This window comes from Streptomyces sp. 63XJN7_1_ISO-PGPR-S23-121 (assembly GCF_056173025.1).
Genome location: NZ_CM149653.1, coordinates 7,853,424 through 7,872,998, shown reverse-complemented (window position 1 = coordinate 7,872,998; position 19,575 = coordinate 7,853,424). Strand labels below are relative to the sequence as shown.

Annotated in this window: 18 protein-coding genes; 10 read left to right on the top strand and 8 right to left on the bottom strand. The window is 69.4% G+C overall.

Annotated elements, in window-relative coordinates; translation table 11 throughout:
* Window positions 1-377 precede the first annotated feature (377 nt).
* The 9 genes from rpmH to AC0VYN_RS35225 all read left to right on the top strand — a co-directional run bounded on the left by rpmH (window position 378) and on the right by AC0VYN_RS35225 (window position 7,368).
* The gene (rpmH, locus tag AC0VYN_RS35265; protein ID WP_003956500.1) at window positions 378-515 is read left to right on the top strand and encodes a 50S ribosomal protein L34; all 138 of its coding nucleotides are present in this window, start codon (window positions 378-380) and stop codon (window positions 513-515) included.
* Window positions 516-536: 21 nt separating this feature from the next.
* Window positions 537-908, top strand: coding sequence for a ribonuclease P protein component (rnpA, locus tag AC0VYN_RS35260; RefSeq protein WP_318213578.1), 372 nt, complete (start codon window positions 537-539; stop codon window positions 906-908).
* On the top strand, window positions 905-1,279 hold the full coding sequence (gene yidD, locus AC0VYN_RS35255; RefSeq protein WP_385464866.1) for a membrane protein insertion efficiency factor YidD: 375 nt from the start codon (window positions 905-907) through the stop codon (window positions 1,277-1,279). Before rnpA ends, yidD begins: the two co-directional genes overlap by 4 nt.
* Before the next feature lie 3 nt (window positions 1,280-1,282).
* Window positions 1,283-2,560 carry a membrane protein insertase YidC gene (gene yidC / locus AC0VYN_RS35250; RefSeq protein WP_475534233.1) on the top strand — a complete coding sequence of 426 codons (1,278 nt, stop codon included), beginning with the start codon at window positions 1,283-1,285 and terminating at the stop codon, window positions 2,558-2,560.
* 15 nt (window positions 2,561-2,575) lie between these two features.
* On the top strand, window positions 2,576-3,088 hold the full coding sequence (locus tag AC0VYN_RS35245) for a Jag family protein (RefSeq protein WP_385464872.1): 513 nt from the start codon (window positions 2,576-2,578) through the stop codon (window positions 3,086-3,088).
* Window positions 3,089-3,214: 126 nt separating this feature from the next.
* Window positions 3,215-3,934, top strand: a complete 720-nt coding sequence (rsmG, locus tag AC0VYN_RS35240; RefSeq protein WP_475534232.1) for a 16S rRNA (guanine(527)-N(7))-methyltransferase RsmG — start codon at window positions 3,215-3,217, stop codon at window positions 3,932-3,934.
* Window positions 3,935-4,252: 318 nt separating this feature from the next.
* On the top strand, window positions 4,253-5,326 hold the full coding sequence (locus AC0VYN_RS35235; RefSeq protein WP_475534231.1) for a ParA family protein: 1,074 nt from the start codon (window positions 4,253-4,255) through the stop codon (window positions 5,324-5,326).
* Window positions 5,323-6,423, top strand: a complete 1,101-nt coding sequence (locus AC0VYN_RS35230; protein ID WP_475534230.1) for a ParB/RepB/Spo0J family partition protein — start codon at window positions 5,323-5,325, stop codon at window positions 6,421-6,423. Before AC0VYN_RS35235 ends, AC0VYN_RS35230 begins: the two co-directional genes overlap by 4 nt.
* 327 nt (window positions 6,424-6,750) lie before the next feature.
* Complete coding sequence (locus tag AC0VYN_RS35225; protein ID WP_475534229.1) at window positions 6,751-7,368, top strand: GNAT family N-acetyltransferase; 618 nt, start codon at window positions 6,751-6,753, stop codon at window positions 7,366-7,368.
* A gap of 75 nt (window positions 7,369-7,443) precedes the next feature.
* Here AC0VYN_RS35225 and trxA read toward each other — a convergent pair whose 3' ends face one another.
* From trxA to AC0VYN_RS35190, 7 genes are all read right to left on the bottom strand, one after another.
* Window positions 7,444-7,776: a thioredoxin gene (trxA, locus tag AC0VYN_RS35220; RefSeq protein WP_063482508.1), complete on the bottom strand. Its 333-nt coding sequence runs from the start codon at window positions 7,774-7,776 to the stop codon at window positions 7,444-7,446.
* Window positions 7,777-7,817: 41 nt separating this feature from the next.
* A complete protein-coding gene (gene trxB / locus AC0VYN_RS35215) occupies window positions 7,818-8,786 on the bottom strand; it encodes a thioredoxin-disulfide reductase (RefSeq protein WP_451688380.1) in 969 nt (322 codons plus the stop codon).
* A 139-nt stretch (window positions 8,787-8,925) separates the two neighbouring features.
* Complete coding sequence (locus AC0VYN_RS35210; RefSeq protein ID WP_475534228.1) at window positions 8,926-9,831, bottom strand: anti-sigma factor family protein; 906 nt, start codon at window positions 9,829-9,831, stop codon at window positions 8,926-8,928.
* Window positions 9,828-10,553 carry an RNA polymerase sigma factor SigM gene (gene sigM / locus AC0VYN_RS35205; protein WP_386919683.1) on the bottom strand — a complete coding sequence of 242 codons (726 nt, stop codon included), beginning with the start codon at window positions 10,551-10,553 and terminating at the stop codon, window positions 9,828-9,830. The genes AC0VYN_RS35210 and sigM overlap by 4 nt, the downstream gene beginning before the upstream one ends.
* Window positions 10,554-10,580: 27 nt before the next feature.
* A complete protein-coding gene (locus AC0VYN_RS35200) occupies window positions 10,581-12,278 on the bottom strand; it encodes a protein kinase family protein (protein ID WP_475534227.1) in 1,698 nt (565 codons plus the stop codon).
* A gap of 140 nt (window positions 12,279-12,418) precedes the next feature.
* Window positions 12,419-14,797: a murein biosynthesis integral membrane protein MurJ gene (gene murJ, locus AC0VYN_RS35195; RefSeq protein WP_475534226.1), complete on the bottom strand. Its 2,379-nt coding sequence runs from the start codon at window positions 14,795-14,797 to the stop codon at window positions 12,419-12,421.
* 44 nt (window positions 14,798-14,841) lie between these two features.
* A complete protein-coding gene (locus AC0VYN_RS35190) occupies window positions 14,842-17,250 on the bottom strand; it encodes a DUF6049 family protein (protein ID WP_475534225.1) in 2,409 nt (802 codons plus the stop codon).
* 226 nt (window positions 17,251-17,476) lie between these two features.
* Here AC0VYN_RS35190 and AC0VYN_RS35185 point away from each other — a divergent pair, with 226 nt between their 5' ends.
* Window positions 17,477-18,922, top strand: a complete 1,446-nt coding sequence (locus AC0VYN_RS35185) for a CCA tRNA nucleotidyltransferase (protein ID WP_451688369.1) — start codon at window positions 17,477-17,479, stop codon at window positions 18,920-18,922.
* A 105-nt stretch (window positions 18,923-19,027) separates the two neighbouring features.
* Here AC0VYN_RS35185 and AC0VYN_RS35180 read toward each other — a convergent pair whose 3' ends face one another.
* Window positions 19,028-19,555 carry an LppU/SCO3897 family protein gene (locus AC0VYN_RS35180; RefSeq protein WP_475534224.1) on the bottom strand — a complete coding sequence of 176 codons (528 nt, stop codon included), beginning with the start codon at window positions 19,553-19,555 and terminating at the stop codon, window positions 19,028-19,030.
* Between the last annotated feature and the right edge of the window lie 20 nt (window positions 19,556-19,575).

Here is a 19,575-nt window from a genome sequence, read left to right as displayed (position 1 = left end):
AGGGCACGCTCTCTCACGAGTCCCTCGATGGTGTGATTCGGGGACGGGTCGGGATGAAACTCGGGTGGGGCAGGGATAAGGGAACGAATCGGAGTTCAGTCACGGTAGTCAGCGCGACCGGTAGGGTTCAAGTCGTTGTCCCCAGCCTGTGGACAAGTGTGCCTCGGTCACCTCTGGTTTGACCGAATGGCGCAGTCTCACGTACCGTAACCAGGTCGAGTTGTCGATGGCTGCTGCCGCCTGCCTCCGATGGGCACAGGTCACGTCCAAGGTGATCGAAAAAGCGGTGCACTCGGGCGTGACGAGAGCTACTCGTGGGCGCACGGTGACAGCCAGGACGGCACCCCGCCAACCCCGAATCTTTCTGGAGCCCCCGAGTGAGCAAGCGCACCTTCCAGCCGAACAACCGTCGTCGCGCGAAGACCCACGGCTTCCGGCTGCGTATGCGCACCCGTGCCGGCCGCGCGATCCTCGCGTCCCGCCGCAGCAAGGGTCGCGCCCGTCTGTCCGCCTGATCCCGGTCAGGTCATGACATCGTGCTGCCCACCGAGAACCGGCTGAGGCGGCGCGAGGACTTCGCGACCGCGGTACGACGGGGCCGCCGGGCCGGGCGCCCGGCTCTCGTCGTCCACCTTCGAAGCGGTGCCACGGACCCGCACGCGCCTGGGGAGAGCGCTCCCCCGACACGTGCGGGTTTCGTCGTGAGCAAAGCCGTGGGTGGCGCGGTGGTGCGCAACAAGGTGAAGCGCAGGCTTCGCCATCTGATGCGCGACCGGGTCGACCTGTTCCCCCCCGGTAGCCTGGTAGTCGTACGAGCGCTGCCCGGTGCGGGTGACGCCGACCATGCACAGCTGGCCCGAGACCTGGACGCCGCCCTGAAGCGGCTACTGGGAGGGGGCGCGCGATGAAGTACCCGCTGCTGGCCCTGATCAAGCTGTACCAGTGGACGATCAGTCCGCTGCTCGGGCCGGTCTGCAAGTACTACCCGTCGTGTTCCCACTACGGCTACACGGCCATCGACCGGCACGGTGCCATCAAGGGAACGGCACTCACCGCCTGGCGCATCCTGCGGTGCAATCCGTGGTCGCTGGGCGGGGTGGACCATGTTCCGCCGCGCAAGCGCCCGCGGTGGCACGAAATGCTGCGTGACGCCTGGCGTGCACGCAGGGGCGGGCCCTCCGCCGCCGAACCGGCCACCGAGGGACAGGCTTCTCCCACGAGTCCGTCCAGTCCCTCGGGCCCGGCCGCAGAGACCCAGTCCCATGCCCAAGGAGCATGATTAGTGGACACGATTGCCAGCCTCTTCAGCTTCATCACGACACCTGTCTCCTGGGTCATCGTCCAGTTCCACAGCGTGTACGGCGCCATCTTCGGCCCTGACACCGGGTGGGCCTGGGGCCTGTCCATCGTGTCTCTGGTGATTCTGATCCGCATCTGCCTGATCCCGCTCTTCGTGAAGCAGATCAAGTCGACGCGCGCGATGCAGACGCTCCAGCCGGAGATGAAGAAGATCCAGGAGCGCTACAAGAACGACAAGCAGCGCCAGTCCGAAGAGATGATGAAGCTGTACAAGGAGACGGGTACCAACCCGCTCTCCTCGTGCCTTCCCATCCTGGCGCAGTCCCCGTTCTTCTTCGCCCTGTACCACGTGCTCAACGGCATCGCGACGGGCGACACCATCGGGGTGATCAACGAACGCCTGCTGGAGAGCGCTCAGAAGGCCCACATCTTCGGTGCCCCGCTCGCGGCGAAGTTCACGGACGGCTCGTCCAAGGTCGAAGCCCTCGGGTCGACCATCACCGACGTCCGCGTCGTCACCGCCATCATGATCGTCCTGATGTCGGCGTCGCAGTTCTTCACCCAGCGCCAGCTGATGACCAAGAACGTCGACACGACGGTGAAGACGCCGTTCATGCAGCAGCAGAAGATGCTGATGTACGTCTTCCCGGTCATGTTCGCCGTCTTCGGTATCAACTTCCCGGTCGGTGTCCTCGTCTACTGGCTGACCACCAACGTGTGGACCATGGGCCAGCAGATGTACGTCATCCGCAACAACCCGACCCCGGGTTCCAAGGCTCAGGCCGCCTACCTGGAGCGCCTGCACAAGCACGTCACCGAGCACGGCAAGACGCGTGGCCGCGGCGAGAAGGCCATCGTGAAGGCGATCGTGGCCAAGGGCCGGGACCGCAACGAGTTCGAGCGCAAGTTCATCAACGGTCTGAACAAGGCGGGTCTCGCGGCCCAGCCCGACGGCACCGTGCTGAAGAGCGACGCCGCCGTCGCCGCACAGACCGAGGACGGTACATCCGTCACCACGGGCACGCCCAAGCGTCAGCAGCCCAAGCGGCAGAGCAAGTCCCAGCGGCAGTCCGCGAAGGCGGCCGGCGAGGCCGAGCCCAAGACCTCGCTCACCAAGTCCGACGAGCCGGAGGACACCAAGCCGGGCACCCAGCCCGCCGCCAAGAAGTCCGCTCAGAAGCCCGGCGGCGGTGGCCGCAGCAAGGCCCAGTCCGGACAGCGCAAGGGCCCGCAGCGGCCCAAGTCCCCGTCGAAGAAGTAAGAAGGAGTCCATCCCGTGACGGAAGGCACCACCTCCGCCGCTGCCGAGGGTGCAGACACCCTGACTCGCCTCGAGCAGGAGGGCGAGATCGCTGCGGACTACCTGGAGGGTCTGCTCGACATCGCCGACCTGGACGGCGACATCGACATGGACGTCGAGGCCGACCGTGCCTCTGTCTCGATCATCAGCGACTCGAACAGCCGCGATCTGCAGAAGCTGGTCGGCCGGGACGGTGAGGTGCTGGAGGCTCTGCAGGAGCTCACGCGCCTGGCCGTGCACCGGGAGACCGGGGACCGCAGCCGGCTGATGCTCGACATCGCGGGTTACCGGGCCAAGAAGCGCACCGAGCTCTCCGAGCTGGGGGCGAAGGCCGCGGCAGAGGCCAAGAGCACCGGCGAGGCCGTGCGGCTGCAGCCGATGACCCCGTTCGAGCGCAAGGTCGTGCACGATGCGGTCAAGGCCGCGGGACAGCGCAGCGAGTCCGAGGGCGAGGAGCCGCAGCGCTTCGTCGTCGTGCTTCCCGCCTGATCGGTCTCCACGGTTTCCGGCCCCGTCTGTTGCGCAGGCGGGGCCGAATTTTGTCAGCCTGATAGTTCTGGTGGTTCTGGCATCGGCGCCCGGCGCGCCGATGCGGTACGGAAGGACGGTCCCCCCGTGACGGAGGCAGCGGAGCTTCCCCCTGTGCCCGAGCAGGCGCGTGAGGTGTTCGGTGATCGCTATGCGGACGCGGTCCGCTACGCCGAGCTGCTCGCCGAGGCGGGAGTGCAGCGGGGCCTGATCGGTCCCCGAGAGGTCCCGCGCCTGTGGGAGCGGCACCTGTTGAACTGCGCGGTGCTCTCGGAGGTCGTACCCGAGGGGGTGACGGTGTGCGACGTCGGCTCGGGTGCCGGCCTGCCCGGGATCCCGCTGGCGCTCGTCCGGGACGACCTCAAGATCACGCTCCTGGAGCCGCTGCTGCGGCGCACCACCTTCCTGACCGAGGTGGTGGAGCTGCTGGGCCTGGACCATGTGACCGTCGTGCGTGGCCGGGCGGAGGAGGTCATGGGCAAGGTCCCACCGGTACACGTCGTGACGGCCCGAGCCGTCGCGCCCCTGGACCGGCTGGCCACCTGGGGTATCCCGCTGTTGCGCCCGTACGGCGAGATGCTCGCCCTCAAGGGCGATACGGCCGAGGAGGAGCTCAAGGCCGCGGCCACGGCGCTGAGCAAGCTGGGGGCGGTGGAGACGTCGATCCTGCACGTGGGGGAAGGCGTCGTGGATCCCCAGTCCACCGTGGTGCGCGTCGAGGTCGGGGAGAGCCCCGGAGGCGTGCGCTTCGCCGCCAAGCGGGCCAAGGCGGCCCGGACGGGACGGGCACGCCGACGGCGCGGCTGATCACGCGGTAACGCCGGGTCGTCCTGACGGTCCGGCGTACTCCACACAAGCCTCCCGCTCTACGTATGCCGGAGTGTCGCGGCAGTTCACCCCCGGGTGCTGTGCATCGTGTTTCACGTGAAACGTCGCTCACTGCTGCACGGCATCATCAGTCGGGGTCGCGCCGCGGCCGAACCCCGCGATCAGAGGCCCCTCGGGTCCCTGGCGGAGGAACCGGACTCTCCCGAGGCTTCGGCCCCCCTGCGGGGTACGGAGTTGTCCACAGAGGTGGATTTCTCCACAGAACGCCAAGCCTCACTGGTTCACGACCCCGAAGGCATGGGAGGCTCTGTTCAATGCGAGCCTGAAGTCGAGGAGAGTGAATCCTTGCGGTCCGACGCCAACATCGCGGGACCGATGACCGATCCGGTCCCCGGTCCCCGCACCGAGTCGACGGGGGCGGATGTTTCACGTGAAACACCGCCTCCGATGGACGACACTCCCATCGGTCGAGCTGCCCAGTTGGCGGTGGAGGCTCTGGGTCGAGCCGGCGAAGGCCTGCCCCGGCCCGAGCAGACCCGCGTGATCGTGGTCGCCAACCAGAAGGGCGGCGTCGGCAAGACGACGACGACCGTCAATCTCGCCGCGTCGCTGGCGCTGCACGGAGCCCGCGTTCTGGTCGTCGACCTCGACCCGCAGGGCAACGCGTCCACTGCGCTGGGGATCGACCACCACGCCGACGTTCCGTCCATCTACGACGTACTGGTCGAGAGCCGGCCGCTCTCCGAAGTCGTCCAGCCGGTTCCCGACGTCGAGGGCCTCTTCTGCGCCCCCGCCACCATCGACCTCGCCGGCGCGGAGATCGAGCTGGTCTCCCTGGTGGCACGGGAGAGCCGGCTGGAGCGCGCGATCCAGGCGTACGAGCAGCCGCTGGACTACATCCTCATCGACTGCCCGCCCTCCCTCGGTCTGCTGACGGTCAACGCACTCGTCGCGGGCCAGGAGGTACTGATCCCGATCCAGTGCGAGTACTACGCGCTGGAAGGACTGGGCCAGCTGCTGCGCAACGTCGATCTGGTGCGGGGGCATCTCAACCCCACCCTGCATGTCTCGACGATCCTGCTCACCATGTACGACGGCCGTACGCGGCTGGCGTCACAGGTCGCGGACGAGGTGCGCAGCCACTTCGGCGAAGAGGTCCTGCGGACGAGCATCCCGCGCTCGGTCCGTATCTCGGAGGCCCCGAGTTATGGGCAGACGGTGCTGACCTACGATCCAGGATCGAGCGGTGCCCTTTCCTACCTGGAGGCGGCACGCGAGATCGCGCTGAGGGGTGTGGGGGTCAACTACGACCCGACTCAGGCACACGCCGGCGCACAGAACGATCCGAGCATGGTGGAGGGGATCCAGTGAGTGAGCGACGAAGGGGGTTGGGCCGTGGTCTCGGTGCACTGATTCCCGCAGCCCCGACCGAGAAGTCGGTGGCCTCGGCAGCCCTGGGGAATGCGACGTCCGCTTCCCCCACGGCGGTGCCCGCGCTGCCCAACGACCGGGGAGTGGCGGCTGCGAAGGTGGCCGCACTGTCCTCTGTTTCACGTGAAACAGAGGACTCGGCGCCGTCGGCCGCAGCGGGCATGCCCGCGCCTCCCCTGGGGGCTCACTTCGCGGAAGTGCCTCTGGACTCGATCACTCCGAACCCGCGGCAGCCTCGCAAGGTTTTCGACGAGGACGCCCTCGCAGAGCTGGTCACCTCCATCAAGGAGGTCGGTCTCCTTCAGCCGGTCGTGGTCCGGCAGACTAGCCCCGGGCGCTACGAGCTCATCATGGGTGAGCGTCGTCTCCGGGCCAGCCGCGAAGCGGGCCTGGAAGCCATCCCGGCGATCGTGCGCGCCACGGAGGACGAGCAGCTCCTGCTGGACGCGCTGCTGGAGAACCTGCACCGCGCCCAGCTGAACCCGCTGGAAGAGGCCTTCGCCTACGACCAGCTGCTCAAGGACTTTAACTGCACGCACGACCAGCTGGCGGACCGCATCGGGCGGTCCCGTCCGCAGGTGTCCAACACCTTGCGTCTGCTGAAGCTGTCCCCGAAGGTGCAGAATCGTGTGGCCGCAGGAGTGCTCTCGGCGGGGCACGCTCGCGCGCTGATCTCCGTCGAGGACTCCGAGGAGCAGGAACGGCTGGCTCACCGGATCGTGGCCGAGGGCCTCTCGGTGCGGGCGGTCGAGGAGATCGTGACCCTGATGGGCTCCCGGCCGCAGAAGCCGCTGCGGGTCAAGGGGCCGCGAGCCGGTGCTCTCGTCTCTCCGGCACTGTCCGACCTGGCGACCCGGCTCTCCGACCGCTTCGAGACGCGGGTGAAGGTCGACCTCGGCCAGAAGAAGGGGAAGATCACCGTGGAGTTCGCCTCCCTGGAAGACCTCGAACGGATTCTGGGCAGCCTCGCTCCCGGCGAGGGACCCGTGCTGCAGAAGGGCCTCGTGGCCGGTGAGGCCGAGGAGTCCGAGTCCTGACTCCGGACAGGTGGATCATCTGACGGTGATCCGGTTGACTAGGGGCGGGCTGTGTCCGGTGCATACCGGAACACGGCCCGCCCTTTGCCTTCTGCCGGTGCTCACTCCCTCGCATCGTGGATACGATGCGTTCGAGACGGCGCAGTCACCCGGCAGTACCTCTGAGAGGCAGGCAGGGGCCATGCGAATGATGAGCCGCATCGGACTGGTGAGCGCGGGACTGGGGCTGGGCGCGGTCGGTGGATTCATCGGCAGCCTCCTCAGGGAACGGAGTGCTCTCACAGCCGCCCGTGACGCGACGGGCGAGGAAAGCGAGGAACAGCCTTCATGGGGCGTCGGCTCGTACCGCTCACGCTGGACAACCTTCAGGACCTTCCCCAGCGCTGTCGCTCGTGCGTCTTCTGGGAGCTGGACCCCGTCAGCGGCGAGGCCGCGGTAACGGCGGGGACGTCCGCCACGGAGAAGGAAGCCTGGATCTCGGCCGTCCTGCTGGACTGGGGGTCCTGCGGTCGGGTGGTCTACGTCGACGACGTACCGGTGGGCTTCATGCTGTACGCCCCTCCTGCCTATGTGCCGCGCTCGACGGCGTTTCCCACCAGTCCCGTCTCTCCGGACGCGGTGCAGCTGATGACGGCCTTCGTGATGCCGGGCTACCAGGGTCAGGGGCTGGGACGAGTGATGGTGCAGACGGTCGCCAAGGACCTGCTGCGGCGGGGCTTCAAGGCGATCGAGGCCTTCGGGGACGCCCGCTGGAAGGAACCAGCCTGTGTGCTGCCGGCGGATCACCTGCTGGCCGTGGGCTTCAAGACGGTCCGGCCGCATCCGTGCCATCCGCGGCTGAGGCTGGAGCTGCGGTCCACGCTCTCGTGGAAGGAAGACGTGGAGATGGCACTGGACCGTCTGCTCGGGGCCGTCCAGAAGGAGCCGGCGCTACGGCCGCTGTGAGGGTGGCCCACCAGAGGGCTCAACACGAATGGGCCGGCCCAGGCGGGCCGGCCCATTCGTGTTTCACGTGAAACATCAGTCGGCGATGAAGTCCTCGAGGTCGCGAACGATCGCGGCCTTGGGCTTGGCGCCGACGATGGTCTTGGCGACCTCGCCACCCTGGTAGACATTCAGCGTCGGGATGGACATGACGCCGTACTTGGCGGCCGTACCCGGGTTCTCGTCGATGTTCAGCTTGACGATCTCGATCTTGTCGCCGTACTCGGCGGCGATCGCCTCGAGGGACGGCGCGATCTGGCGGCACGGTCCGCACCAGGCGGCCCAGAAGTCCACCAGGACGGGCTTGTCGCTCTTGAGGACGTCCTGCTCGAAGGAGTCGTCTGTCACTTGCTTCAGGGTGCCGGCCACGGCGGGCTCCTTAACTGGTTGGTGGGGGAGGCGGATGGGGGTCAGACAGCGGTCTTCTCGGGCTCGGCCTTGTCCTCGTCGGTGAGCGCGGCGAGGAAGCGCTCGGCGTCGAGGGCGGCGGAGCAGCCGGTGCCGGCGGCGGTGATCGCCTGCCGGTAGGTGTGGTCGACCACGTCACCGGCGCCGAAGACGCCAGTCAGGTTGGTGCGGGTCGAGGGGGCTTCGACCTTCAGGTAGCCCTCCGAGTCCAGGTCGAGCTGGCCCTTGAAGAGCTCGGTGCGCGGGTCGTGGCCGATGGCGATGAACAGGCCGGTCACCGCCAGGTCCGAGAGCTCCCCGGTCTTGATGTTGCGCAGCTTCAGTCCCGAGAGCTTCTGGTCGCCCTGGACCTCGGCGACCTCGCTGTCCCAGACGAACGTGATCTTCGGGTCGGCGAAGGCTCGCTCCTGCATCGCCTTGGAGGCACGCAGGGTGTCGCGGCGGTGGACGATCGTCACGGACTTGGCGAACCGGGAGAGGAACGTGGCCTCCTCCATGGCGGTGTCACCGCCGCCGATCACGGCGATGTCCTGGTCCTTGAAGAAGAAGCCGTCGCAGGTCGCGCACCAGGAGACGCCACGGCCGGACAGGGCGTCCTCGTTCGGAAGGCCGAGCTTGCGGTGCTGAGACCCGGTGGTGACGATGACGGCCTTCGCCCGGTGGACCGTGCCCGCGGTGTCGGTGACCGTCTTGATCTCACCGGTGAGGTCCACGGCGACGACATCGTCCGGCACCAGCTCGGCGCCGAAGCGCTCGGCCTGGGCGCGCATGTTGTCCATGAGCTCGGGGCCCATGATGCCGTCCTGGAAGCCCGGGAAGTTCTCCACCTCGGTGGTGTTCATCAGCGCGCCGCCCGCGGTGACGGCGCCCTCGAACACCAGCGGCTTCAGCGACGCGCGCGCGGTGTAGAGCGCCGCCGTGTAGCCGGCGGGCCCGGAGCCGATGATGATCACGTTTCGGACGTCGCTCACGGCTTGATTCCTCGTCTCTGGACTGCGTCTTCGATGCCGGGTAGAGCTTCTGTCGGTGCTCTCACCCCACCCAACGGATCCTAAGGGGCGCGCATTCCCGCTGTGTCCGGGCACACGGCGGGCGAGGGGGGCGGGTGTCTCAGGGACGTGCGTAGGAGTGCTGGAGAAGCACGGTGGCCTTGCCGACGGCGGGCTGGGCCACGCAGGCCGAGTCGACGATGTAGGCGGTGACCCGGCTGTCGTTGAGGGCGTCGGGCAGCACCACGAGCAGGGCTTCCTTGCCCTTGTAGACGCCCTCCTCCGTGGCGAGCGCCGCCTCGCCGCGGCCGATGGCCCTCTGCACGCACTCGGGAACGACAACGGCCGGCTGGGTGAAGACGTGGTTCTCCGTCTCGGACTCCGTGCCGAAGCTGCGCGGCGTGCGCGAGCCGCTCCGCGGGCTCTGTCCGTCGGCGATGAGGCCGGCGACCTGCTTCTGCAGCTTCGCCTCGGCGAAGGTGTCCACGGGGGCGGTCTGCTGCCCCTGGGCCGTGCCCTCGGACGGGCTGCCTCCCGTGACCGACGACACGATCACGGAGCCGATCCCCAGGGCGGCCGCCGCGGCCACGGCCCCCAGGACGGCGATCCTGCGCCGTCCGTATCGCCTGCGGTCCTTGCGGCCCGGGCCGGTGGTGGCGGTGCGGGCGCGTCCGGAGGGGCGGTTCGCCGTCGATGTTTCACGTGAAACCTGCGCGCGGTCCGGGGCGGGGCTCTCGCCTTCATCGGCTGTCGACGTCGCCGGAGCGGCCGGACTCAGCAGTGCCTCGGCGGCGAGGACGGCGTCTATGCGGGCCGCCACGTCCCCGGGCATCCGCTGCGGCCCCGGCAGCGTGCCGAGCAGACCCTGGATCTCCTCCAGGGACGCGTACACGTCCGCGCAGGATTCGCAGGTCTCCAGGTGCCGTCGTACGTCCGTGGTCCGCGAGGGCGGGAGGAGGCCTTCGGCGAGGTCGGAGATCTCCGCGACGTCCGGATGCCCGGCCGTCTCTGTCGTCGACGACGTCACGCTCGTCCACCTCCGCCCTTCACTGCGGCTGAATCGCTCTGGCCTGCTTCCGGTGGGCCCGTCCGGTGCGGTCCCGCTGCGGGTGGGACGGATGCGCCCCGCGTCCGGTTCCGCTCGGAGCCGGGCTTCTCGTCGCCACCGTTGCCCTCCGGGCGCAGGTGGGTGAGCAGCGGCAGAAGTCTGGCTCTGCCACGGGCGCACCGGCTCTTGATGGTGCCGACCGGTACGTCGAGAATGCGTGCGGCCTCGGCCACGGGATAGCCCTGCATGTCGACGAGGACGAGAGCCGCCCGCTGATCGGCCGGCAGAGTGCCCAGGGCTTCGACGAGCTGGCGGTGCAGGTCGTTGCGCTCGGCGGGGGCCGACGCGGACTCGTGCGGCTCCAGCAACTGCTCCAGGCGTTCGGCGTCGTCGACCGGGGCGGTCTTGCGGGAGGCGGCCTTGCGGGCACGGTCCAGGCAGGCGTTCACCGTGATCCTGTGCAGCCACGTAGTGACGGCCGCCTGACCTCGGAAGGTGTGCGCGGCCCGGTAGGCGGAGACGAGCGCGTCCTGGACCGCGTCAGCGGCCTCCTCGCGGTCCCCCAGGGTACGGAGGGCGACTGCCCAGAGCCGGTCCCGGTGCCGGCGGACGAGCTCACCGAAGGCGTCCGGATCACCCTCCACATGCCGGGCGAGGAGGTCCTGATCCGTTACGCCCTCGCCACTCGTGGCGTCGGCCATCAACACCTCTCCTCGCGGCAGATGCCGTCAGCTGGTCACCTTGACGTCCGCCAGTCGGCCGCGCCACTCCCCGGTGTCCGCCTGCCTCGGCAGATCGGTGAGCCACACCAGCAGGTACCGGCTCTGGAAAGCCTTGTCGGGCTTGAGCTCCACCGTCGTTCCGGAGCCCTCGGCGACCTTGTCGTAGGCGTCGAACGACGCCGGTTCCGCGGTGGCGTCCGCGCCCGCGCTGCGCAGTTCGACGGACGTACTGCCGACGAAGGTGACAGTCACCTTTCCGACCTGCTGGACCTTGCCGAGATCCACGATGACGCCCACCCCCGACTTGAGGCGGCCGAAGTCGGAACTGAGGTAGTAGTCCGTCTGCCAGTACGTCGAAGGGCTGCCGTCGTAGACCTTCTCTATCTCGGACGGCTTCTCGGACTGGTCACCGAAGGGGTCGAAGTCCCGGGCACCGCTGATGGCGACCGGCTTGCCGGACACCGGGATCTTCGGGCTCTTGTCGTCGGTGTCCGTGGTCTGGGTCCGGTTCTGGTCGTCGGCCTTGCCACCACGCTCCATGAGCGCGTCCGCCAGCTGCCAGCTGCCGAGGCCCAGTGCGGCGATCAGCAGGGCGGAGACGGTCCACTTCAGCGCCTTGCCGGTGCGGCTCTGCAGCGGGGGCGGCGGGGCCGGCACCGGCTGGGTGATGCCGGGGTGCGGTGCCGGACGGCCGTAGGTGCCCTGCTGGTACGAGGTGTGCTGATACGCGGGCGGCGCGGTGAACGCCGGCTCCGGCGGGCGGATGCGGGGCATCTCGCCGATCGCCTTGACCAGCTCCTCCGGCGTGGTGCACGGGGACTCGTGGCGCGAGGCGGTGGCGCCGTCGTTGACGAGCGCCCGCATGGCGAGCTCGGAGAGGCCGCGGTGGACACCGGCGCGTACCTGGTCCGGCGGGATCAGACCGATGTCCTTGGGCAGGCCCGCCATGCCGTGGGCGTCGCTCTCGTACGGCCAGCGCTGAGTGAGCGTGGCGTACAGCAGGGCGCCGATGGCCTCGGTGTCGGTGCGCTGCGGGGTGTCGGAGCTGATGCCCCGCAGTGCGGCACTGACGGCCAGTCCACGGATCCGCCACTGGCCCGTCGAGGTGCGCAGCACCGCGTTGGGGTTCAGGCGCAGATGGGCGAGGCCCTCGCGGTGGGCGGCTGCCATCGCGGACGCCACCTGACTGACCATCTGGTAGGCGTCGTACGCGTCGAGCGGTCCGGCGGCGAGGAGCGCGGTCAGTTCGGTCGCGTCGGGGAGCCATTCGTGGACGACGTAGACGAGGTCGTTGTCCTCCACGGCGTCCAGTACCTGGACGAAACGCGGATCACCGAGAAGGGCGGCGGAGCGTGCGGCGGCCAGCACGAAACGGGCCCGCGCGTGGTCCGCCGGCAGGACGTGGACCCCGACGGCGCGGCGGAGCTTCTCGTCGACGGCGCGCCAGCTGCTGAAGCCGTCCAGACGGGTGACGCACTCCTCGAGGCGGTAGCGTCTGGCCAGCTTGTGCCCGCTGTGCAGTTCGGGAGGCGAGGCCTTGCCGGACTCCTCACTCTTGGGGCTTCCCTGAGCCTCGTCGCTGTCCGTGTCCCGCTCCCGGTTGTTGGCCACCCCGTCGGCCGTGGACTGGTCCGCCTGTGCGGTCAGCGGCTTCTCACCGCTGTTGTCTGCCACGTCGACGGCAGCTGTGCTCCGTTCCGCCACCGTCGTTCCTGCCTCCCCATTCGATGCACGCCGACCGACTTCCGATGCGCGCAGCCCGACGCCGAACCCAATTGTGCCCACAGTCCGCCGCTATGCACGACACACGGGGACGGACGATGGTTGTGCGCCTACCCCCGGTCTCAGCGTCCCAGGCGTCCGCGCACCATACCGACCAGTGAGTTGACTTCCTCGATCCGCATCCGGCGTGCGGCGACGAAGAAGACACCGAAGAGGACCGCCGCGCCGGCCAGCAGGGCGGCCAGCGATCCGACGACACCCTGGCCGAGCGTGTGGCCGATCCCGTAGCAGGCGGCACCGCTGAGCAGGGCGGCCGGGACGGACGCGATGCACAGCCGGGCGTACGTCCGCAGCACCCGGGTGCCGTCCAGGTCCCCGCCGAGCCGCTTGCGCAGCCTGCGCCAGGCGACGCCGACGCCGATCGCGTACGCCATGCCGTAGGCGGCGGCCATGCCGACCACGGCCCAGCGGGCGGGCATCAGGAAGTAACACAGGGCGGACGCCGCAGCGTTGACCGCGGCCACGATGACCGTGTTGTAGAAGGGCGTCCGGGTGTCCTCGTAGGCGTAGAAGGCACGCAGGACGACGTACTGCACGGAGTAGGGGATGAGGCCGAGACCGAAGGCCATCAGCATGTAGCCCATGTTGGTGGCTTCGCTGGTGCCCGAGGAGCCGAACATGAGCGTGCACATCGGGATGCCGAGCGAGACGAAGCCGAAGGACACCGGCACGATGGCGACGGCCGTCGTGCGCAGACCCTGGGAGATGTCGTCGCGGACCGCGCCGCCGTCGTCCTCGGACGCCGAGCGGGAGATCCGCGGCAGCAAGGCGGCCATCAGGGACACCGTGATGATGGCCTGGGGCAGGCCCCAGATGAGCTGTGCGTTGGCGTAGGCGGCGAAGCCGGTGCCGTCCACGGGGGACGCCGTGCCCGCGGCCGTGGAGAGCTGGATGACGATCATGGCGCCCGCCTGGTTGGCGAGGACGAACAGGACCGTCCACTTGGCGAGGGTGACCGCCTTGCCGAGTCCGTGGCCCCGCCAGTCGAAGCGCAGCCGTAGCCGGAAGCCCGTCTCGCGCAGGTACGGGATCATCGCCAGGGACTGGACGACGAGGCCCAGCAGCACGCCGATGCCGAGCAGACGCTGGCCCTCCGGCGGGATGCTGGTGACCTTCATCCCGGAGGTCTCCGCGGTTCCGTACACCCAGATGAACATCCCCAGGGTGACGATGATGACGATGTTGTTCAGGACCGGGGTCCACATCATCGCGCCGAACCGGCCGCGGGCGTTGAGGATCTGCCCCATCACCACGTGCAGACCCATGAAGAAGATCGAGGGCAGGAAGTAGCGGACGAAGGTGATGCCCACCTCGTTCGCCGCCGGGTTGCTGGCGACGGGGTTGGACAGCACCCGGATCAGGAGGGGCGCGGCGAAGACCGTGATCGCGGTGAGCACGCCGAGCGCCACCATGACCAGCGTCAGCAGGCGGTTGGCGAAGGCCTCGCCGCCGTCGTCGTCGTCCTTCATGGCCCGCACCAGCTGCGGCACGAAGACGGAGTTGAGGCCGCCGCCGACGGTCAGGATGTAGATCATGGTCGGCAGCTGGTAGGCGACCTGGAAGGTGTCGCCGAGCAGGCCCACGCCGAGTGCCGAGACGATCAGGGCGGAGCGGATGAACCCGGTCAGCCGGGACACCATCGTGCCCGCCGCCATCACGGCGCTGGACTTCAGCAGACCGCCCGCACGGCCGCCCTTCTTGGGGGCGGAGGCCGGCGTGGCGGCGGACTCGGTCTCCGGTACGGGCGCCTCGGCCGCTTCCGGAGCGGCAGCCGCCGCGTACTGGCCCGACGCGGGAGCCGCGTACGGCCCGGGGGCCGCGGCTCCGGCCCCGTACTGGCCCGGAGCCGGAGCACCGTACTGGCCGGGGGCCGGGGTGTTCGCGTAGGGGCCGGGGCCCTGGGCGCCGCCGTACTGGCCCGGGCCGGGCGCCGGGGAGGCAACCGGCGCCTGGTCGTCGTAGGACGGGTGGCCGCCCCCCTGCTGCTGGTCCCGGAACAGGTGGGCGAAGGCGTCGGGCTCGTGACGCTGCTCGCCGGCCTGGGTGACCAGGTCGTCCACGCCGACGAACTGGGTCGTGCGCGGGTCGTCGCCGTACGGCAGGTACTGGGTGGGGCCCTCCGGCTCGGGTGCCGGGGTCTGGGCCCAGACGCGTGGGTCGGGGGCGTACGGCGACTGGGCGGGCGGGCCGTACAAGGGCTGCTGCGGAGGGTACGTGCCCGGGGGCGGCGGCGGGTGCGCCGCGCGGTCGTAGAGCGCCTCGGAGACCGGGTCCTGGGCGGCCAGGTCCTGCGCCCGGTAGGGATCCTGGTCGTAGGCGTCCTGGAGGTACATGTCCGCGGGCGGCTGCTGCGGCGTCCGGCCGTGGTCGGGCACGGGGCCCTCGGGGTGGCCCGAGCCGTCCACGGCCCCACCGCGGTCACCGTCGTACGGCGCGTTCATGGTTACCCCACCTCATCGTCCCGGGCCGACCGGCCACGACATCCTCAACGGTCCACTCTCTCACCCGTGCCGGAAGGGTCGGCGTTTTCCGCTGCGGTGTCCGGTGCCGGGTCACTCGGCTGCTCGGAGCCGCCTGTCCGGGAGCGCGCCCCGGACTCCGTGGCACGCGCCTCCGGGTCGCCGGAGTTCTCGGGGGCATCGGGGTCCTCGGGATCGTCCTCGTCGCTCCCGGCTGCCTGGCCCTCGCCGTTGTCGCCCTTGCCGGCCGCACGGGCGGCAGCCCGCTTGCGCTGCGTGTACATCCGGAAACCGGCGAGCACGAGGAGCAGGACACCGCCGCCGATGACCAGCATCACCGTGGCCGTGATCTCGGTGACCTTCACGTCGAAGGTGACGGCTTGGCCGTACGGCCGCCCGTCCGTCGTGTACAGCTGGGCGATCACCGTGGCCCGGCCGTTGGCGTTGGCGGACGTGGTGAACTTCACCGACTGGCTGTGGCCTCCGGAGACGGAGACCGGCCGCTCCTGGTAGGCCGCGCCGTCGATCTCGAGGCGCGTCGGGTTCGTCGAGGTGAGCCGGAGCACCAGGGGGCCGACGTCCTGCACCAGGTTGTTCTGCACCGTCACGGGGATCGTGGCGCTGCGGCCCGACAGCTTCGTCTCCGACTTGTCGATCAGTCTGACCCGCCCGGTCAGCCCGTCGAGGTACGCCCTCACGCCGGCGCGGAACGACCCGGCCTCGGCGGCCCGGCCCCGCCAGGACGCGGACATCTCCCGGTTCAGGGCCCGTCCGAAGGGCGTTACCACCCGGGACGGGTCCGACAGCACGACCTTGAAGTTGTCGAGCTTGTCCTGGGTCTGGGCGATCTGCGTGAACGCCGACCGCGGCAGCTCCCTCTTGCGCAGGGCCGAGGGGTACGAGGAGGTGCCCGGCACCTTGGTGGTGGCGTCGGGGTCGGGCTTGGCCGTGGCGGCCTCCGACAGCTTCTGGGACTGCGACCAGGGGCCGTCCCGGAGCGCTGTCAGCGCCTCGGCCATCGCGCGGGCCTGGTTGCCGGAGGGCGTGCGCTGCGGGGCGACGACGATGCTGCGCTGCTTGCCGGTCTGGAGCCCCAGCGCCAGGCTCTGGGCGAGGAACCGCTGCACCGCGAGGGTGGACGAGGACGCCTTGGTGAGGTCGCCCTCGAACGCCGTGGACAGCCGGGCGTCCGCGACGACGGCGGTGATCCCGCCGCCGATGGGGCGGGCGGCGGAAGGGGTGTACGGCAGGCCGTTGGTCTCCTGGAGGCTGTCGCTGCGGGCGATCACCTTGTCGGCGCCCGCCGAGGTGGCGACCTTGACGATCGACCGGTCGACCGCGCCCTCCACGGGCCAGGCGAAGTCCTTGCTCGGTTTCACGTGGAGGATCGGCGTGACCGTGTTGTCGACGACGTCCGTGGCTTCCTTCAGCTGGCTCAGCGAGCCGGCGATGTTCGTGCCGTTGTGGGCCAGCGAGGCGAGGTCGGGGTCGGCGAAGGGCAGTGCGACGACCTCCTTGTCGGCCACCGCGTCCTGGAGGTCTGCTAGCCACTGCTTGGCGACCGCCTGATGGGTGCCGCGGACGGTGTCGTCCCCGTTGCGGACCCGGTAGCTGCCCGTCATCGCGTCGACAGAGGCGAGCAGGTCGGGGTCGACCACCCAGGTGACGTCGAGGTCCTTGCCCAGCGTGACCATCTGGTTCAGGCGGCCTCCGGGAGAGATCTCCTCGGCCAGGTCGTCGTTCAGGAAGACGGGTGTCTGTTCCTCGTTGGGACCCGTCTCGGCCGCCATGTGGGTGCGCGAGACGAGGGGCCAGAGATACGTCGTCTTCGTCTTCTGGCCGGTCGCGTCGGGCTTCCAGGGCAGGAAGGTGCGCTGGATGCCGAGGAGCTGCTCCCACGGCTGCGCCGAGGTCTGCCCGGAGAGCGAGACGGCGAATTCGTAGACGCCGTCCTCGCCGAGGTCCAGGTCGTCGACCGGGACGGAGATGTTGAAGTGCTCCGCGACGCCGGGGGCGAGCTCGGCGAACTTCGTCGTGTACTTGTCGTCGATCTCCGGAGGGACGGATCCCGAGAGATCGGTGCCGTCCTTGGCGATCGTGTCGACGGACGAGCGGGTGTTGATCTCCGGTCCCACACGCAGTCCGACATGGGCCTTGGTGACCGGCTGCTTGCCGTGGTTGGTCACGGTGCCGGACACGGTCACCGTGTCCCCGTCGGTCGGGGCGGACGGGGTGAGCGAGTCGACGGCGACGGCCACCGATCCGGAGTCCGAATCGGCCCGGGCGGTCTCCTGTCCGTCGGCGTACGCGGAGCCGGCGGGCAGCTGGAGCAGGCCGGACAGCAGGGGCGCCCCGGCGAGCAGTGCCGCGGTGCGCCGGAGCCACCGGCGGGCAGGTGAGGCACTGGTCCCCTGGAAGTCTGCCGCCTCGGCCACGCGCTCGCCCGTCCCTCGTCGTGTCAGTGGTCGTCGGAATGTGCGTCCCCGCATGGTAACGATGTGCGCCGAGGGGAAGTGCCGCGGAGTACGCCACAAGATCGGCCGCGACACGGGCTGCCCCGTATGTACCTCTATAGAGAGGGGCGAGTCGGCAGAGGGGGCGTCCGGGTGCACGGACGAGGGAGGCGACCTCGTCCGCCGAGGCCACGTACCCTGTCCTGTTGTGCCGAACGCCAACGAAGTCAACCCCAGTGCCATGAGTCAGGCGCAGCCTCGCGCGGTGAGCGAACCGTTGCGGGTGGCGCCTGTCGCCGACGACCTCGCCCGCCGCTTCCAGGAGGCCGGGTTCTCTCTCGCCCTGGTCGGCGGCTCGGTCCGGGACGCGTTGCTCGGCCGCCTCGGCAACGACCTGGACTTCACGACCGATGCCAGGCCGCAGGACGTCCTGAAGATCGTGCGGCCGTGGGCGGACGCCGTCTGGGAGGTCGGCATCGCGTTCGGCACGGTCGGAGCGCAGAAGGACGGCTTCCAGATCGAGGTCACCACCTACCGGTCGGAGGCGTACGACCGTACGTCGCGCAAGCCGGAGGTGTCGTACGGCGACTCCATCGAGGAGGATCTCGTCCGGCGGGACTTCACCGTGAACGCCATGGCCGTGGCGCTCCCGGAGAAGAAGTTCATCGACCCGCACGGCGGGCTCGCCGACCTCGCGGCCCGTGTGCTGCGGACTCCCGGCACCCCCGAGGAGTCGTTCTCGGACGATCCGCTCCGGATGATGCGGGCCGCGCGCTTCGCCGCCCAGCTCGACTTCACGGTGGCCCCCGAGGTCGTCACGGCCATGAAGGACATGGCCGGGCGGATCGAGATCGTCTCCGCCGAGCGGGTGCGGGACGAGCTGAACAAGCTCGTCCTCTCCGCTCATCCCCGCCAGGGACTGACCCTGCTCGTGGACACCGGCATCGCCGAGCATGTCCTGCCCGAGCTGCCCGCCCTGCGTCTGGAGAGGGACGAGCACCACCGGCACAAGGACGTCTACGACCACACGCTCATCGTCCTGGAGCAGGCGATGGCCCTGGAGGCCGAGGGCCCCGACCTGGTTCTCCGTCTGGCCGCCCTGCTGCACGACATCGGCAAGCCGCGTACGCGCCGGTTCGAGACGGACGGCCGGGTCTCGTTCCACCACCACGAAGTGGTGGGGGCCAAGATGACGAAGAAGCGTATGACCGCGCTCAAGTACTCCAACGACCTGGTGAGGGACGTCTCACGCCTGGTCGAGCTGCACCTGCGCTTCCACGGTTACGGCACGGGCGAGTGGACGGACTCGGCGGTCCGCCGCTATGTCCGGGACGCCGGCCCCCTGCTCGACCGCCTTCACAAGCTGACCCGCTCGGACTGCACGACCCGCAACAAGCGCAAGGCTGCCGCGCTCTCGCGGGCGTACGACGGGCTGGAGGAGCGGATCGCGAAGCTCCAGGAGCAGGAGGAGTTGGACGCCATCCGTCCGGACCTGGACGGCAACCAGGTCATGGAGATCCTGGGTGTCCGGCCGGGGCCGGTCGTCGGCCAGGCGTACAAGTACCTGCTGGAGCTTCGCCTGGAGAACGGGCCCATGGGGCACGAGGCCGCGGTGGCGGCTCTCAAGAAGTGGTGGGCCGACCAGGAGGGCTGAGCGCGGGCCCGCGTCATGTTTCACGTGAAACGTGACGCGAGCAGACGAAGGGGGCGGTGTTTCACGTGAAACACCGCCCCCTTCGTCACGGACGACGTGGCTGCCCTACTTCTTGTAGTCCTTCAGGCAGAGCAGGAAGTCCTTGCCGTCACCGCTCTCGGTGTAGACGTACTGGAAGTCCTTGGCCGCGGCCTCGCACTTGCTCTGCGCCATCGTGTCGGTGAGGAACGAGCCCTCGATCTTGGCCAGCACCTCGTACTGGGCCTTCGAGTCCGCGCAGTCGACGACCTCGAGGTCCGGGTCGTTGTCGTCGGTGCTGCCGCGGTGCATGCAGTCGCCGACCGATGCTGTGTCGGCGTCGTCGCGGCTGGCGATGTAACCGCCAACGACCGCGCTGATGACGGCCATGACGATGACGATGTTCTTGATCAGCTTGAAGCTGACCTTGCGCTGCGGCTGCTGCGGGGGAACCGGAGCGTACGGGACACCCTGCTGGGGGAAGCCGGGCTGGCCGGGCTGCTGTGGGAAGCCCGGCTGACCCTGTGCGTAGGGGTTCTGCCCCTGGGGGTGCTGCTGCGGGGCCTGCGGCTGGCCCGGTGCGAACGGGTTGCCTTGGGGCGGCGGAGTGGTCACTGGGGGTCCCCCTAAACATG

Excerpts from the sequence above, each read along its gene's own strand:
- sigM (WP_386919683.1), bottom strand. The coding sequence starts at position 10,553 with ATGGCCGACGCCACGAGTGGCGAGGGCGTAACGGATCAGGACCTCCTC.
- murJ (WP_475534226.1), bottom strand. The coding sequence starts at position 14,797 with ATGAACGCGCCGTACGACGGTGACCGCGGTGGGGCCGTGGACGGCTCG.
- yidD (WP_385464866.1), top strand. The coding sequence starts at position 905 with ATGAAGTACCCGCTGCTGGCCCTGATCAAGCTGTACCAGTGGACGATC.
- AC0VYN_RS35225 (WP_475534229.1), top strand. The coding sequence starts at position 6,751 with ATGGGGCGTCGGCTCGTACCGCTCACGCTGGACAACCTTCAGGACCTT.
- AC0VYN_RS35235 (WP_475534231.1), top strand. The coding sequence starts at position 4,253 with ATGGGAGGCTCTGTTCAATGCGAGCCTGAAGTCGAGGAGAGTGAATCC.